Source organism: Sphingomonas soli NBRC 100801, from assembly GCF_001591025.1.
Lineage (GTDB): Bacteria > Pseudomonadota > Alphaproteobacteria > Sphingomonadales > Sphingomonadaceae > Sphingomonas > Sphingomonas soli.
In genome coordinates this window covers 103,037-116,987 of record NZ_BCTZ01000003.1, presented here as the reverse complement: position 1 = coordinate 116,987, position 13,951 = coordinate 103,037, and the positions used below count along the sequence as shown (strand labels likewise).

Annotated in this window: 12 protein-coding genes and 1 pseudogene; 7 read left to right on the top strand and 6 right to left on the bottom strand. The window is 66.1% G+C overall.

All coding sequences use genetic code 11. The features are described from left to right. Nucleotides 1–60: 60 nt before the first annotated feature. Together SSO01S_RS02290 and SSO01S_RS02285 are read left to right on the top strand one after the other, a co-directional pair. Nucleotides 61–1,455, top strand: coding sequence for a helix-turn-helix domain-containing protein (locus tag SSO01S_RS02290; RefSeq protein WP_066794557.1), 1,395 nt, complete (start codon nucleotides 61–63; stop codon nucleotides 1,453–1,455). 195 nt (nucleotides 1,456–1,650) lie between these two features. Then, a complete protein-coding gene (locus SSO01S_RS02285; RefSeq protein ID WP_066794554.1) occupies nucleotides 1,651–2,409 on the top strand; it encodes a class II aldolase/adducin family protein in 759 nt (252 codons plus the stop codon). A gap of 241 nt (nucleotides 2,410–2,650) precedes the next feature. On the opposite strand, the gene SSO01S_RS02280 is transcribed toward SSO01S_RS02285, so the two are convergent. Then, entirely contained in the window at nucleotides 2,651–3,451 is an 801-nt protein-coding gene (locus SSO01S_RS02280; RefSeq protein WP_066794550.1) for a DODA-type extradiol aromatic ring-opening family dioxygenase, read from the bottom strand. Nucleotides 3,452–3,677: 226 nt separating this feature from the next. Between SSO01S_RS02280 and SSO01S_RS02275 the strand changes: the two genes are divergently transcribed. The 5 genes from SSO01S_RS02275 (at nucleotide 3,678) to recJ (ending at nucleotide 8,551) form a co-directional block, all read left to right on the top strand. Then, entirely contained in the window at nucleotides 3,678–4,184 is a 507-nt protein-coding gene (locus SSO01S_RS02275) for a (2Fe-2S)-binding protein (protein ID WP_066794548.1), read from the top strand. A gap of 131 nt (nucleotides 4,185–4,315) precedes the next feature. Beyond that, nucleotides 4,316–5,233: an RcnB family protein gene (locus tag SSO01S_RS02270; protein WP_066794545.1), complete on the top strand. Its 918-nt coding sequence runs from the start codon at nucleotides 4,316–4,318 to the stop codon at nucleotides 5,231–5,233. A gap of 91 nt (nucleotides 5,234–5,324) precedes the next feature. Beyond that, nucleotides 5,325–5,999, top strand: coding sequence for a prolyl hydroxylase family protein (locus tag SSO01S_RS02265; RefSeq protein WP_066794541.1), 675 nt, complete (start codon nucleotides 5,325–5,327; stop codon nucleotides 5,997–5,999). 31 nt (nucleotides 6,000–6,030) lie between these two features. After that, the gene (locus SSO01S_RS02260) at nucleotides 6,031–6,747 is read left to right on the top strand and encodes a prolyl hydroxylase family protein (RefSeq protein ID WP_066794537.1); all 717 of its coding nucleotides are present in this window, start codon (nucleotides 6,031–6,033) and stop codon (nucleotides 6,745–6,747) included. A gap of 40 nt (nucleotides 6,748–6,787) precedes the next feature. After that, nucleotides 6,788–8,551, top strand: a complete 1,764-nt coding sequence (recJ, locus tag SSO01S_RS02255; RefSeq protein WP_066794534.1) for a single-stranded-DNA-specific exonuclease RecJ — start codon at nucleotides 6,788–6,790, stop codon at nucleotides 8,549–8,551. Between the two features lie 45 nt (nucleotides 8,552–8,596). On the opposite strand, the gene SSO01S_RS02250 is transcribed toward recJ, so the two are convergent. The 5 genes and pseudogenes from SSO01S_RS02250 to kdpF form a co-directional block, all read right to left on the bottom strand. Continuing rightward, nucleotides 8,597–9,286 (bottom strand): response regulator, encoded by a 690-nt coding sequence (locus tag SSO01S_RS02250; protein ID WP_066794532.1) that lies wholly within the window; start codon nucleotides 9,284–9,286, stop codon nucleotides 8,597–8,599. 8 nt (nucleotides 9,287–9,294) lie between these two features. After that, nucleotides 9,295–9,864 carry a potassium-transporting ATPase subunit KdpC gene (kdpC, locus tag SSO01S_RS02245; RefSeq protein WP_066794529.1) on the bottom strand — a complete coding sequence of 190 codons (570 nt, stop codon included), beginning with the start codon at nucleotides 9,862–9,864 and terminating at the stop codon, nucleotides 9,295–9,297. 10 nt (nucleotides 9,865–9,874) lie between these two features. After that, on the bottom strand, nucleotides 9,875–11,902 hold the full coding sequence (kdpB, locus tag SSO01S_RS02240; protein ID WP_066794526.1) for a potassium-transporting ATPase subunit KdpB: 2,028 nt from the start codon (nucleotides 11,900–11,902) through the stop codon (nucleotides 9,875–9,877). 11 nt (nucleotides 11,903–11,913) lie between these two features. Beyond that, nucleotides 11,914–13,496 (bottom strand): annotated as a pseudogene (kdpA, locus tag SSO01S_RS02235) (potassium-transporting ATPase subunit KdpA). A gap of 135 nt (nucleotides 13,497–13,631) precedes the next feature. Further along, complete coding sequence (gene kdpF, locus SSO01S_RS17440; protein WP_066794523.1) at nucleotides 13,632–13,721, bottom strand: K(+)-transporting ATPase subunit F; 90 nt, start codon at nucleotides 13,719–13,721, stop codon at nucleotides 13,632–13,634. Nucleotides 13,722–13,951: the final 230 nt, after the last annotated feature.

The window sequence follows — 13,951 nt, the reverse complement described above, 5'->3', positions numbered from 1 at the left end:
GCAAGCGCAAATGCAATGTTGCGAAGTTGCGTGCCCAGAGTTTGCAGATATGATGGCCGCATGGCCAATCCCCGCCGCCGCCTCTTCGAAGGTTTTCGCCTAAAGGACCTCCGCCGCCGCGCCGCGATATCGCAGGCCGCGATGGCACAGCGCCTCGGCATCTCGGTCTCCTATCTCTCGCAGATCGAGAATAACGACCGCCCGATCACCGATATCGTGCTCATCGCCCTCGCCCGCGAATTTCCGCTCGAAGCCTTTGGCGAGGTCGGAGAAACCTCCGCCCTGCTCCGCGCAATCGACGCCGCGACAGACTCCAGCGTCCCCGCCGACCGCCTCGCCGAAACCGAAGTCCGCCGCGGCATTGAGCAGCAGCCCCTGCTCGCCCGCCGCATGGTCGCGCTCCACGACGCATGGCGCCGCAGCCAGGAGCAGCTCCGCGTCCTCGACGATCGCTTCGATACCGGCTCCGGCGACGCCGCTCCGCTCCCCTGGGAGGAAGTGCGCGACTGGTTTCAGGCCGAGGGCAACTATATCGACGCGATCGATCGTTCGGCGGAGACGCTGGCCGACGCCATCGAACCGGGCGTGCGCGGGCTCGAGGATCGCCTGCGCGCCTGGCACCAGATCCGCATCTCCAGCCGGGACGGCGATGGAAGCGAACTCAGCAGCTTCGACGAAGCCAGCCGCACGCTGTCGCTGAACACCGCTCTTCCGCCGGAAAGCCGCGCCTTCCTCCTCGCCTACCGCCTCGTCCGCTATGAATTCGCCAACGAGATGCGCGCAGTGGTCGCGCAGGCGGGCCTCGCCTCGCCCGCTGCGCGCGAATTGCTCAGTGTCGGCCTCGCCAATTACGCGGCGGGCGCGCTGCTCATGCCCTACACCGCCTTCCGTGATGCAGCGCGCGAATTTCGCCACGATATCGATCGCCTGCGCCAGCGCTTCGGGGTCAGCTTCGAGCAGGCGTGCCACCGCCTCTCGACGCTCCAGCGCCCCGGCGCGGCGGGGCTGCCCTTCTATTTCTGCCGCGTCGATATGGCGGGCAATATCACCAAGCGGCATTCAGCCACACGCCTGCAATTCGCGGCGCTGGGCGGCGCATGCCCGTTGTGGATCGTCCACGAAGCCGTTGCGATCCCCGATCGCATTCTCGTGCAACTGGCAGAAATGCCCGACGGCACCCGCTACGTCTCGATGGCCAAGGGGCTCGTGAAGCCCTCGGGCAGCTATGCCCGCCCGCCCCGCCGCTATGCCGTCGCCCTTGGCTGCGAAGAGAGCCACGCGGCAGACTTCGTCTATGCCGACGATCTTCGCCCGGGCGGCCTCGCCATGCCGATCGGCGCCTCCTGCCGCATCTGCCCCCGCACCGATTGCGATCAGCGCGCCTTCCCGCCCGCCGGCTCCGCCATCGCGATCGATCCGGATCGCAGGAGCGTGGTGCCCTACGCCTTTTCCTAATTCCTCCCCGAGCTCGCTCGGGGAGGGGGACCAGCGAAGCTGGTGGAGGGGCTGTCCTGGCGCTGCACCGGCAATGCGCTCCAAGCCCCTCCTTCACGCTTCGCGTGCCACCTCCCCCAGCGAGCTGGGGGAGGAATTGATCCGCCCCCCAAACCCGTGGCATATTGCAACCAAAGTACATAAGGAGAGACCGCCATGGCCACCGCGCTCAAATCCAGCCAGATGACCGACGCCGAATGGGAAGCCCGCCAGCAGCTCGCAGCTTGCTACCGCGTCTTCGATCACATGGGCTGGTCGGAGATGATCTATAACCACATCACGCTGAAGGTGCCGGGCGAGGACGGCGCGTTCCTGATCAATCCCTTCGGCCTGCATTTCAGCGAGGTTAAGGCATCGAACCTCGTCAAGATCGATATCGAGGGCAACAAGCTCGATGAGAGCCCCTATCCCGTCAACCGTGCCGGCTTCGTCCAGCATTCGCTGTTCCACCGGCATTTGCCCGACGCCCACTGCATCGCGCATACGCACACCACTGCGGGCATGGCGGTGGCGAGCCTCCAGGGCGGTCTCCGCCCGGTCAATTTCTATGCCTGCAACTTCCCCGGCCAGATCGCCTATCACGATTTTGAGGGCGTCACGGTCCGCGACGAGGAAGGCGAACGCCTGCTGTCAAACCTCGGCGACAAGCGGATCATGCTCCTCAAGAACCACGGCATCCTCGTGATGGGCAAGACGGTCCCCGAAACCTTCGTCAAGCACTGGGCACTTCAGCGCGCCTGCGAGATCCAGCTCGCCACGCTCTCGATGGGCGAGCCTCTGGTCGTCCCCGACGAAGTCGTCGCCGTCCACCAGCGCGATCTCCACATGGCCCAGGTCCCCGGCGGCCCCGGCGCCGCCGACTTCGCCGCAATGGTGCGGCTGGTGGACCGCGTGGACAAGGGCTGGCGGGAGTAAGACCTTACTCCTTCTTCCCTCGTGGGAGAAGGAAGGGGACCACGCCAAAGGCGTGGGAAGGATAGGGGGGACACCCGATGTGGCGAAAGACCGCCCCTAAATTCCCTCTCCCCTTCGGGAGAGGGAGGGAGCCGACAAAGTCGGCGGAAGGGTGAGGGTGATCCAGCAAGAGCCATCGCCCTCACCCTTCCCACCGCTACGCGGCGGGCCCCATTCCCTCTCCCGCCGGGAGAGGGAGCTTTCACCCAAACCTAAACCCGCTCACCGCCCAACCCATCACCTGATCCCGGTAATCACACACCGCCGCATCATCACCGCCAGCGCCCAACGCAACCATCAACGGCAACAAATGCTCCTCACGCGGATGCGCGAAGTGCGCGTGCGGCAGGCTGTCCCACGCGGCAACGCGATCGGCTCGCCGCGCCGGGTCCGCATCCGTCACCGCGTCCACCAGCGCCGCGTCCCATTCCTCGGAAGGCGCCACCGCCTGCGGTCCACGCACGCGCAGATTGTGGAAGCTCATGCCGCTTCCCACGATCAGCACCCCCTCGTCGCGCAGCGGCGCTAGCGCGCGACCGATCGCAATATGGTCCGCCGGATCCAGATCCTTGCGCAGTGACAACTGCACCAGCGGAATGTCCGCGCCCGGCACCATCACCTTCAGCGGGATGAACACGCCATGGTCCCATCCGCGCTCGCGCTCCACGCCGACCGGAAAGCCCGCGCCCTCGATCAGCGCCTTAGCGCGCATCGCCACATCGGGCGCGCCCGGTGCGTCCCATCGCAGATGATAGGTGTGCTCGGGAAAGCCATAATAATCGAACAGCAGCGGCTGGCCGTCGCCTGCATGGACGGTCACCTGATCCTCTTCCCAATGGCCGGAGATCAGCAGGATCGCCTTGGGGCGCTCGGGCAGCGTCGCGATCCGGCTCGCCAGGTAGCGCTCCATCGGCTGCCACATCGGATCAGGCGGGCCGCCATTGGGATCCATGAAGAAGCACGGGCCACCGCCATGGGGGATGAAGAGCGAGGGAAGCGTCATTTATCTGTCCTACAAAACCTGTGGCCTGCTAGTCTCACCTGCCGCTCTTTGAACCGTCGAGATCCAGATAAGTGCCTGCGAACGAACCTTGCTCCGTCAGGCGATTTACTTTTACGATTCGCGGAAAAAGTGTGAAGCCAAGCTGTCGACCCTCAACATCGGCACCGGGCATGGAGCAAACAATGCCGCTTTCGGAAACGCGTCGTTTCCCGCTACACCGCGCGCAATGACTCGCTTCACCGTCAACAATCAGCCGGTCGAATACAGGATGGACCCGCGCACCCCCCTCCTGTGGGCGCTGCGCGACGCCTCCAATCTCACCGGTACCAAATATGGCTGCGGCACCGGCGATTGCGGCGCGTGCACCGTCGATGTGGACGGCACGGCGCGGCTCGCCTGCCAGGAAACGATCGGCGCACTGGAGGGGACCTTCGTCACGACGATCGAGGGATTATCCCGGGATCGAGGGCATCCGGTCCAGCAGGCGCTGATCGCTGCAAATGTGCCGCAATGCGGTTTCTGCATTCCCGGCATCGTCATGGCGGCGTCTGTTCTGCTGCGCACGAATCGCAACCCGTCGGAAGGCGATATCAAGGAGGCGATCCCCAATATCTGCCGCTGCGGCATCTATCCGCGGCTAGTCGGCGCGATCGAGCAGGCGGCGCGGATCGCACGCGGCGATGAAGCGTTGGACGCGATAGAAGCCGCGCAACCCCCTCAAACGCCAGCATAAGCGCTGCCCCGGCGACGTTAAGATTCCTTTCAATCTGCTGACAGCGGAATTCAGAATGGCGACAGTGACCGCTGCGTAGATATGCGTTCATCTCGGAAAGGCACCGTGCCGGCCGAGCGGAGGATGAGAGAATGAAGAAGACCTTGCTAGCGGCGATCATCGCCGCAACTGCTCTGGTCCCGCCGGCTGCGCTCGCGCAGGATCGCGGTCGCTGGGGCAATCGTGGTGGCGATCAGAGCCAGGGTGCCGACAGCGGCGGTGGCCAGCGCAGCGAAAGCCGCGGCGGCTGGCGGAGCGAAGGCGGCCAGCGCCCGCAGGCGCAGCCCCGGCAGAATTGGTCGCAGCCACAGGCCCGCCCCCAGGCACAGTCGCAACCGCAGCCCCAGCAGACGCGTCCGGCGCGTACGTGGAACAACGATGGCAACAATGGCGGCCAGCGCGGCAATTGGCGTCAGCAGCAGCCGGCTCAGGTTCAGGCGCAGCCTGCACGTCCCGCCCAGACCCAGCCGGGTGAATGGCGCGGCAATCGTGGCCAGTGGAATGGCGGCCAGCGCCCGCAGCAGGATCGCGGCCAGTGGAATGGTGGCCAGCGCCCGCAACAGGATCGCGGCCAATGGAACGGCCAGCGCCCCCAGCAGGATCGCGGCGGCTGGAACCGCAACGACAACCGTGGCGGCTGGAACTCCAACCGCAACGACAATCGCGGCGGCTGGAATCGCAACGACAATCGTGGCGGTCGCTGGAACAATGGCTGGCGCAACAATAATCGCTACGACTGGCGCGGCTATCGCAACACCAATCGCAGCCATTACCGCCTGCCGCGTTACTATGCGCCGTCGGGCTGGGGCTATGGCTATAGCCGCTTCTCGATCGGCTATACGCTCAGCTCGATCCTGTTCGCCTCGCAATACTGGATCAACGATCCGTGGTCATATCGCCTGCCGGAAGCCTACGGGCCGTATCGCTGGGTGCGCTATTATAACGATGCGCTCCTGGTCGATATCTACACCGGCGAAGTGGTCGACGTGGTTTACGACATCTTCTGGTAAGAGAGCCCGCAATCTCACCAGAAATCCTGAGGTCCGGACGGCAACGTCCGGGCCTCTTGGCATTTGGCGATCACAGCTTCATCCTCGGCCCATGGGCAGCGCTCTCGAACCTGATCCCAATCGCGCCGCGATCGGCCATCGCGTCGCCACCCGGCTCGCCGCCAGCCCGCATGTACACCCCTGCCCCATCGAAACCACTGCGCTTTATTACGCATTCGACTTCATCGAACGCAGCGAGTGCGACGCCCTGATCGCCATGATCGACGCCGGCGCAAGACCTTCGGAAGTGCTGGCCGACGGCGACGCAACCGGCGTCCGGACCAGCGAAACCTGCCATCTCGATCCCGGTGAGGGCCTGGTTCGGCAATTGAACGCGCGGATCGCGGATCTGCTCGGCATCGACGGTGGCTATGGCGAACCGCTGCACGGCCAGCGCTATTTGTCCGGGCAGCATTACCGGATGCACTGCGATTTCTTCCGGGACGATCAGCGTTACTGGCCGGAAGTGGATGCGGAGGGTGGCCAGCGTACCTGGACGGTAATGATCTACCTGAACGCCGTCGCCCAGGGCGGCGAGACAGCTTTCCCCGCCGCCGGGATACGCTTCACCGCAGCGCCCGGCCTCCTTCTCGCGTGGAACAACATGCTGGCGGACGGCGCACCCAATCCCGCGACGCTCCACGAAGCGCTGCCTGTGCAGGCCGGCAGCAAGTATATCGTCACGAAATGGTTCCGCGAACGCGCGTGGGCGGGGTCGCCCACTTGACCCGGCACCCATCAAAGGCGATCTGGCGCGCGTGAAGATTGCCGCAAAGATCCAGGGCTCCCCGTCGCCCGCCCGGGCCCGTATCGGCCGTGAGGTTTCCGCCCGGCTCGAAGCCGATCCCCATATCGCGCGCGCCAAGACCGAAGCGGCGCAGATGTACACCTATCCCGATTTCCTGACGGACGAGGAATGCGCGACGCTGATCGACCTGATCGACGCCGCCGCCCGCCCGTCGACCCTGCTCGCCACGCATGACGATCCCGAGTTCCGCACCAGCAGCTCGACCGATCTTGATCGCTGGTCTGATACCGTCTGGCCGATCGACGATCGCATCGCCAATTTGCTCGGCATCCCGCCGGAAAATGCCGAGACGATGCAGGGCCAGCGCTACGCTCCCGGCCAGCAATTCCGGGCGCACTGCGATTATTTCCATGAGAGCGCGCCTTACTGGCAAAAGATGCTCGAATATGGCGGCCAGCGCACCTGGACCGCGATGATCTACCTCAACGATGTCGAGGAAGGCGGCGCGACCTGGTTCCCGCGCGCCGGGGTCCGCTTCAAGCCGAAGAAGCGGATGATGGTGATCTGGAACAACATGCTGCCCGACGGCAGCCCGAACTACGATACGATCCACGAAGGCATGCGCGTGATCGAGGGGCAGAAGTACGTCATCACCAAATGGTTCCGAGAGAATGCCTGGGTTCGCGGCCATATCCCCACCTATACGAGTGACGGCACGCAGCGCTGAGGCTCGACACGAACGCGCGCTGCGTTCATTGCCTGTTCCAATGTCATCGGTGCTCAACATTCATCGCTCGATCCTCGGCCAGCCATGGCGCTGGCGCGGGCTTGCCAGTGATTCGCGTGGGGGGCTGGTGCCGGATGATCTGGTGACGCAATTGCTGCTCACCCGCGGCGTCGAGCGCGAGGATATTGAGCGGCACCGCAATCCCAGCATCCGCGGCTTCATGCCCGATCCCTCGATCTTCAACGATATGGATCGCGCCGCCGATCGCCTCGCCGATGCCGTGATGGCGCGCGAACAGGTCGCGATCTTCGGCGATTACGATGTGGACGGGGCCACCTCCGCCGCGCTGCTGATCCTGCTCCTGCGCGATCTCGGGCTGGAGGCACGGCCCTATATCCCCGATCGCCTGATGGAGGGTTACGGCCCCTCGGGCGAGGCTCTGGTCCGTCTCAAGCAGGAAGGCGCGAGCCTGATCGTGACGGTGGATTGCGGCGCACAGGCGTTCGAGGCGCTGGAAATGGCCCGCGCGGCGCAAGCCGAAGTGATTGTCGTCGATCATCACAAATGCTCGCCCGAGTTGCCCGTCGCGCATTCGCTGGTGAACCCGAACCGGCTCGACGAGACAGAGGGCGCGGCGCACGGCCATCTGGCGGCGGTCGGCATGGCATGGCTGCTCGGCGCGGCGCTGGTGCGCACGCTGCGCGGGCGCGGCTATTTCAAGGATCGATCCGAGCCAAAGCTGCTCGATCTGCTCGATATCGTCGCCTTGGGCACCGTCGCCGACGTCGCTTCGCTCAAGGGGCTCAACCGCGCCTTCGTGGCGCAGGGGCTCAAGGTGATGGGCCGGCGCCGCAACATCGGGCTCAACGCGCTGATCCAGGCATCGCGCCTGACCCGCGCACCCACTTGCACCGATCTGGGCTTCGCGCTGGGGCCACGCATCAACGCCGGCGGTCGCGTCGGCCGCTCCGATCTCGGCGTGCGCCTGCTAACCACGCGCGATCCGGAAGAGGCACGCATCATCGCCGAGGAGCTCAACCTCCTCAACGAAGAGCGCCGCGCGATCGAAAGCGAGGTCCAGCGCGAGGCTGAGGAACTGAGTCTCACCAAGGGGAACCGCGCCGTAGCTGTGATCGCCGCGCGCGGCTGGCATGCCGGTGTCATCGGCATCGTCGCGGGCCGGATCAAGGAAAAGCTCAATCGCCCGGCGATCATCATCGCGCTCGATGAAAACGGAATCGGCAAGGGATCGGGCCGCTCTATCCCCGGCGTCGATCTGGGCGCGGCGGTGATGGCCGCCCGTGACGCGGGCCTGCTCCACGCGGGCGGCGGCCATGCGATGGCATGCGGCGTCACCATCGCCGAAGATAATCTCGAAGCCTTTGCCGATTTCCTCGAAGAGCGCCTGTCCGAGCGCGTGACTCAGGCAATGGGCGAACGCGCGCTGCTCGTCGATGCCGTGCTTGCCCCGGGCGGCGTCTGCCCCGAACTGGTCAATGCGATGGACGAAGGCGGCCCCTATGGCATGGGCTGGCCCGGCCCTCGTGTCGTCGCCGGGCCGGTCTCGGTGATCAAGGCCGATATTGTCGGAAGCGGCGGCCACGTCCGAGCGATCGTCGCTGGCGAGGATGGCCGCAGCCTGAAGGTGGTCGCGTTCCGCCAGGCCGATACCGAACTGGGTCAGGCCCTCCTCTCCGCCCCCCGCCACCGCAAGCTATGGCTCGTCGGCCGCGCAAAGATCGACGATTGGGGTGCCCGCCCCGCCGCCGAACTGCACATCGACGACGCCGCCTGGGCGGATTGACCGGCCCTTCCGTCCCGGCGTCAGCTCGATCGTCGGCGAACGGAATCAACCGATCGTTATTCGATAGCCTACGCCTGGCTCGTTCCTGATCAGGCTTGGTCGCGCCGGGTCAACCTCCAGCTTCTGGCGCAGATTGCGCACCACGATTCTCAGGTAATCGACGCGAACCTCATACGCGCGCCCCCAGACCGCGCTAAGGAGGTGGGCGTGGCTGATAACGCGATCGGGACGCTTCGTCAGTTCGGCGAGCACCTCATACTCCTTGGGAGATAGGTGCACTTCTTTCCCGGCGCGACGAACTCGCCGATGCGCAAGATCAATCTCGACGTCTCCGATCACGACCTGCGCTTGGTCGGTGCTGTCACGCAGCCGGTGACGCAGGGTAGTTCTGAGCCGGGCGAGCAGCTCTTCGGTGTCGAACGGCTTGGTCAGGTAATCGTCCGCCCCCAGATCGAGCGCCGCGACCTTTTCGCTCACATCCTCGCGCGCCGATACCACCAGCAGCGTCGCGTCCGAGCGCGCCTTGATCGGCTGGATCGGTTCGAGCCCGTCGCGATCGGGCAGGCCGAGATCGAGCAGCACCGCATCGGGCTTGTCGATGTCGAGCAGCGACAGCCCCTCCCGCGCCGTCGAGGCCTCGACCACCGCATGCCCGGCGCGGGTTAGCGCGGCGCGGAGCAGGCGGCGGATATGGGTATCGTCCTCGACGATCAGGGCCTTGGTCGGCTGGGCCATGCGCCTGTCTAGAGCCGGTCGAGCGCCCGGTTCAAGGCGAGGACATTGACGCGCGGCTCGCCAAGGAAGCCGAGCAGCGCCCCCTCGACATGCCGGGCGACCAGATCGCGCAGCGCCTGCGGGCTTTGCCCCCGCGTCTTGGCGACGCGATCCACCTGCGAAAGGGCCGCCTCGGGGCTGATATGGGGGTCAAGCCCCGAGGCGGAGGTGGTCACCAGATCGGCGGGAACCGAACTTCCTGGTGTTTGGCGAAGCGCCTCGGCATCGGCCTTGACCCGGTCGGCGAGCGCCCGGCTCGCGGGGCCGAGGTTCGATCCGGCCGAGGCGGCGTCGTACCCGTCGCTGCCGGCGGCGGAGGGGCGGCCGTGGAAATAGCGCGCGCCGGCGAATTTCTGGCCGATCAGCTCGGAGCCGATCACCTTGCCATCCTCGCGGATCAGGCTGCCATTCGCCTGGTGCGGGAACAGCGCCTGGCCGATCCCGGTGAGCAGCGCCGGATAGGCGAGCCCGAGCAGCGCGGCGAAGATCAGGGTGAACACCAGCGCGGGGCGCAGCGCGGTCTTGAAATCGTTGAGCATCTGTCTGTCCTCAGGCGAGGTGGAGGCCGGTGACGGCGAGGTCGATCAGCTTGATGCCGAGGAACGGCGCGACCAGCCCGCCCAGCCCGTAGATGGCGAGGTTGCGCGCCAGCAGCGGCCCGGCGCCCATCGGCTTGTAGGTCACGCCCCGGAGCGCCAGCGGCACGAGGCAGGGGATGATCAGCGCGTTGAAGATGATCGCCGACAGGATCGCACTCTCGGGCGAGGCGAGCTGCATCACGTTGAGCACGCCAAGCCCCGGATAGAGCGCGACGAACATCGCCGGGATGATCGCGAAATATTTGGCGACGTCATTGGCGACCGAGAAGGTGGTGAGCGCGCCGCGCGTCATCAGCAATTGCTTGCCCAGCCCGACGATCTCGATGAGCTTGGTCGGATCGCTGTCGAGATCGACCATGTTGCCGGCCTCGCGCGCCGCCTGGGTGCCGGTGTTCATCGCCACGCCGACATCGGACTGGGCGAGCGCGGGCGCATCGTTGGTGCCGTCGCCGCACATCGCCACCAGCCGCCCGCCCTGCTGCTCCTTGCGGATCAGCGCCAGCTTGTCCTCCGGCGTCGCTTCGGCGAGGAAATCGTCGACTCCCGCCTCGGCGGCGATGGCGGCGGCGGTGAGCGGGTTGTCGCCGGTGATCATCACGGTGCGGATGCCCAAGCGGCGCAGTTCGGCGAAGCGTTCGCGCACGCCGGCCTTGATGACGTCCTTCAATGCGATCACGCCGAGCAGCCGCCCGTCTCGCGCCACGGCCAGCGGGGTCTGGCCGGCACGGGCGATCTCGTCGGTTATCCGGCGCAACTCGGCGGCGGCCGGGGTCTGGCCCACGCCGCGATGCGCGCGCAGCACGGCATCGACAGCGCCCTTCTGGATCAGGCTGCCCAGCGTGCGAACCCCGGAGATGCGGGTCTGCGCGGTGAAGGGAATGACTTCGGCATCCGCGGGAAGCACGCTGGTGCGGATCGCATATTTGCCCTGCGCCAGCGCTACGATCGATCGGCCCTCGGGCGTCTCGTCCGCCAGGCTGGCGAGCAGGACAGCGGTCGCCAGCGTATCCGCGCCCACCCCGGTAAGCCGGTGGAACGCGCCTGCCTGCCGGTCGCCGATGGTGATCGTGCCGGTCTTGTCGAGCAGCAGCACGTCGATATCGCCCGCGGCCTCCACCGCGCGGCCCGATTTGGCCAGCACGTTGAAGCGCACCAGCCGGTCCATGCCCGCGATGCCGATGGCGGATAGCAGGGCAGCGATCGTCGTCGGGATCAGCGTGATGAGCAGCGCCGCGAGGATCGCGACGGGAACCGCGCCGCCGGCATAGGAGGCGAAGCCTGGAATGGTGGCGACGGCGATCAGGAAGATGACCGTCAGCCCGACGAGCAGGATGGTCAGCGCGATCTCGTTGGGCGTCTTCTGCCGCTCGGCGCCTTCAACCAGCGCGATCATCCGGTCGAGAAAGCCCTGCCCCGGCTCCTGGGTTACGCGGACCTTGATGCGATCGGAAATGACGCGCGTACCTGCCGTCACCGCCGAGCGGTCGCCGCCCGCCTCGCGGATTACGGGGGCGCTTTCGCCGGTGATCGTGGCTTCGTTGACCGATGCGACACCTTCGATCACCGCGCCATCGCCGGGGATCAGATCGCCGGTCTCGACCAGCACCACATCTCCCCTCGCCAGCCGTGCCGCGCCCAGCATTTCATAGGCATCGCCGACGCCGATCAGGCGCTTGGCCTGCAACTCGGACTTGGTGGCGCGCAGCGACGCCGCCTGCGCCCGCCCGCGCCCCTCGGCCAGCGCTTCGGCAAAGGTGCCGAACAGCACCGTCAGCCATAGCCAGACGATCAGCTGGGCCTGGAACGGGGTCGACAGGCTCTCGCCACCGATGGCGAGCAGCACGGTGAGCAGCAGCGCGACCACGGCAGTGGTGAACAGTATCGGATTGCGGACCAGCTGGCGCGGGTCGAGCTTCTTGAACGCGTCGCCGGTCGCAGGGAGGATCAACTCGGCCGAGAAAATGGAATTGGTGGTCATCTTGTGCGCCTTTAGAAGAGCTGGCCGGAGATCATGGCGAGATGATCGGCGATCGGACCGAGCGCGAGGCTCGGGAGGAAAGTGATCCCGCCGACGATCAGGACGATGCCGATCAGCAGCCCGACCACAGCAGGCCGGTGGTCGGGAACGAGCCCGCCGATTCAGGCGTGTATTTCTTGGCCGCCAGGCTTCCGGCGATGGCCAGCGTCGGCACGATCACAAAGAACCGCCCCAGCCACATCGCGGCACCCAGCAGGCCATTGTAGAAGGGCGTGCCCGATGTGATGCCGCCAAACGCCGATCCGTTGTTCGCGGTCGCGGAGGTGAAGGCGTAGAGGATCTCGCTGAAGCGGTGCGGCCCCTTGTTGAGCGGCCCGGCCAGCCCCTGCGGCAATACAGAGGCGAGCGCAGTGAAGCCGAGGATGCACAGCGGCAGCACCGCGATCGCCAGCACCGCGAACTTCACTTCGCGGCTCTCGATCTTCTTGCCGACATATTCGGGCGTGCGCCCCACCATCAGCCCGGCAACGAACACCGCGAGGATCGCGAAGAGCAGGAAGCCATAGATTCCCGCACCAACGCCGCCGATCACGACCTCGCCCAGCTGCATGTTGAACAGCGGGATCATTCCGCCCAGCGCGGTGAAGCTGTCATGCATCGCGTTGACAGCGCCGCACGAGGCGGCGGTGGTGACCGCGGCGAACAGCGAGGAGGCGGCGATGCCGAAGCGGACCTCCTTGCCCTCCATATTGCCCCCGGCCACGCCGAGATTGTGGAGCACCGGAGTGCCCGCGGCTTCCTGCCAATAGATCACCGCGGTGCCCGCGACGAACAGCACCAGCATCGCCGACAGGATCGCCCAGCCCTGGCGCTGTTTGCCCACCGCGCGGCCGAATGTGTTGGTGAGGCCCACGCCGATCAGAAAGATCGAGAGCATCTGGACGAAGTTGGTCAGCGCGCCCGGATTCTCGAACGGGTGCGCCGAATTGGCGTTGACGAAGCCGCCGCCATTGGTGCCGAGCATCTTGATCGCTTCCTGCGAGGCGATCGGCCCCATCACCAGCGTCTGCTTCGCGCCCTCCAGCGTGGTGGCGTCGATGCTCGACACAAAGGTCTGCGGCACCCCGCTGGCGATCAGGTAGAGCGCATAGACCACGCAGATCGGCAGCAGCAGATAGAGCGTCACCCGCGTCATATCCGCCCAGAAGTTGCCGATCCCGCTCGCCTGGCGCCGGGCGAAGCCGCGGAACAGCGCGAACGCGATGGCGATGCCGGTCGCGCCGCTCAGGAAATTATGGATCGTCAGCCCCAGCATCTGGCTGAGGTTGGAGATCGCGGCCTCCCCCGAATACCATTGCCAGTTGGTGTTGGTGGTGAAGCTGATCGCGGTGTTCATCGCGCCGTCCGCACCGAGCCCCGCAAGCCCGCGCGGGTTCATAGGCAGCACGCCCTGCAGGCGCAGGATCGCATAGGTGAACAGCAAGGTCGCCAGCTGGAAGGCGAGCATGTGGAGCGCATAGCGCCGCCAGCCCATCTCGGCCTCGGGGTCGATCCCGGCGAGCCGGTAGAAGCCGCGCTCGACCGGGCCCAGCACCGCGTGGAGCGGCGTGCGGCGGCCCTCCTAGAGTGCGAACAGCCATCCCCCCACCGGCTTGGCCAGCGCGACGAGGATGGCGACGAATGCCAGGATCAAAGCCCAGCCCTGAATGGTCATGGTCTGTGCTCCGGCTTAGAATTTCTCGGGCCGGATCAGCACGGCGACGAGGTAAAGAAGAAGGGCGAGCGCGGTGAGCCCGGCGAGGATCAGGTGAATGCCCATCTCATGCCTCGTCGCACAAACGGACATAGGCGAGCGTCGCCACGAACAGGCCCGCGAGGGTCGCGAGCCAGATAAGGTCTTGCATGGGGAGGACTCCCGAGGATGATCGGGAGGGCAATTAGGCGCGATGGCCATTAAGGTTCGACGGCGAATGCTGCCCGCGGGCATTAAGATTCCATATAGATCGCGCACTTCGAATGGCGTCCGGGCGCGCACGCGCGTATCTGCGT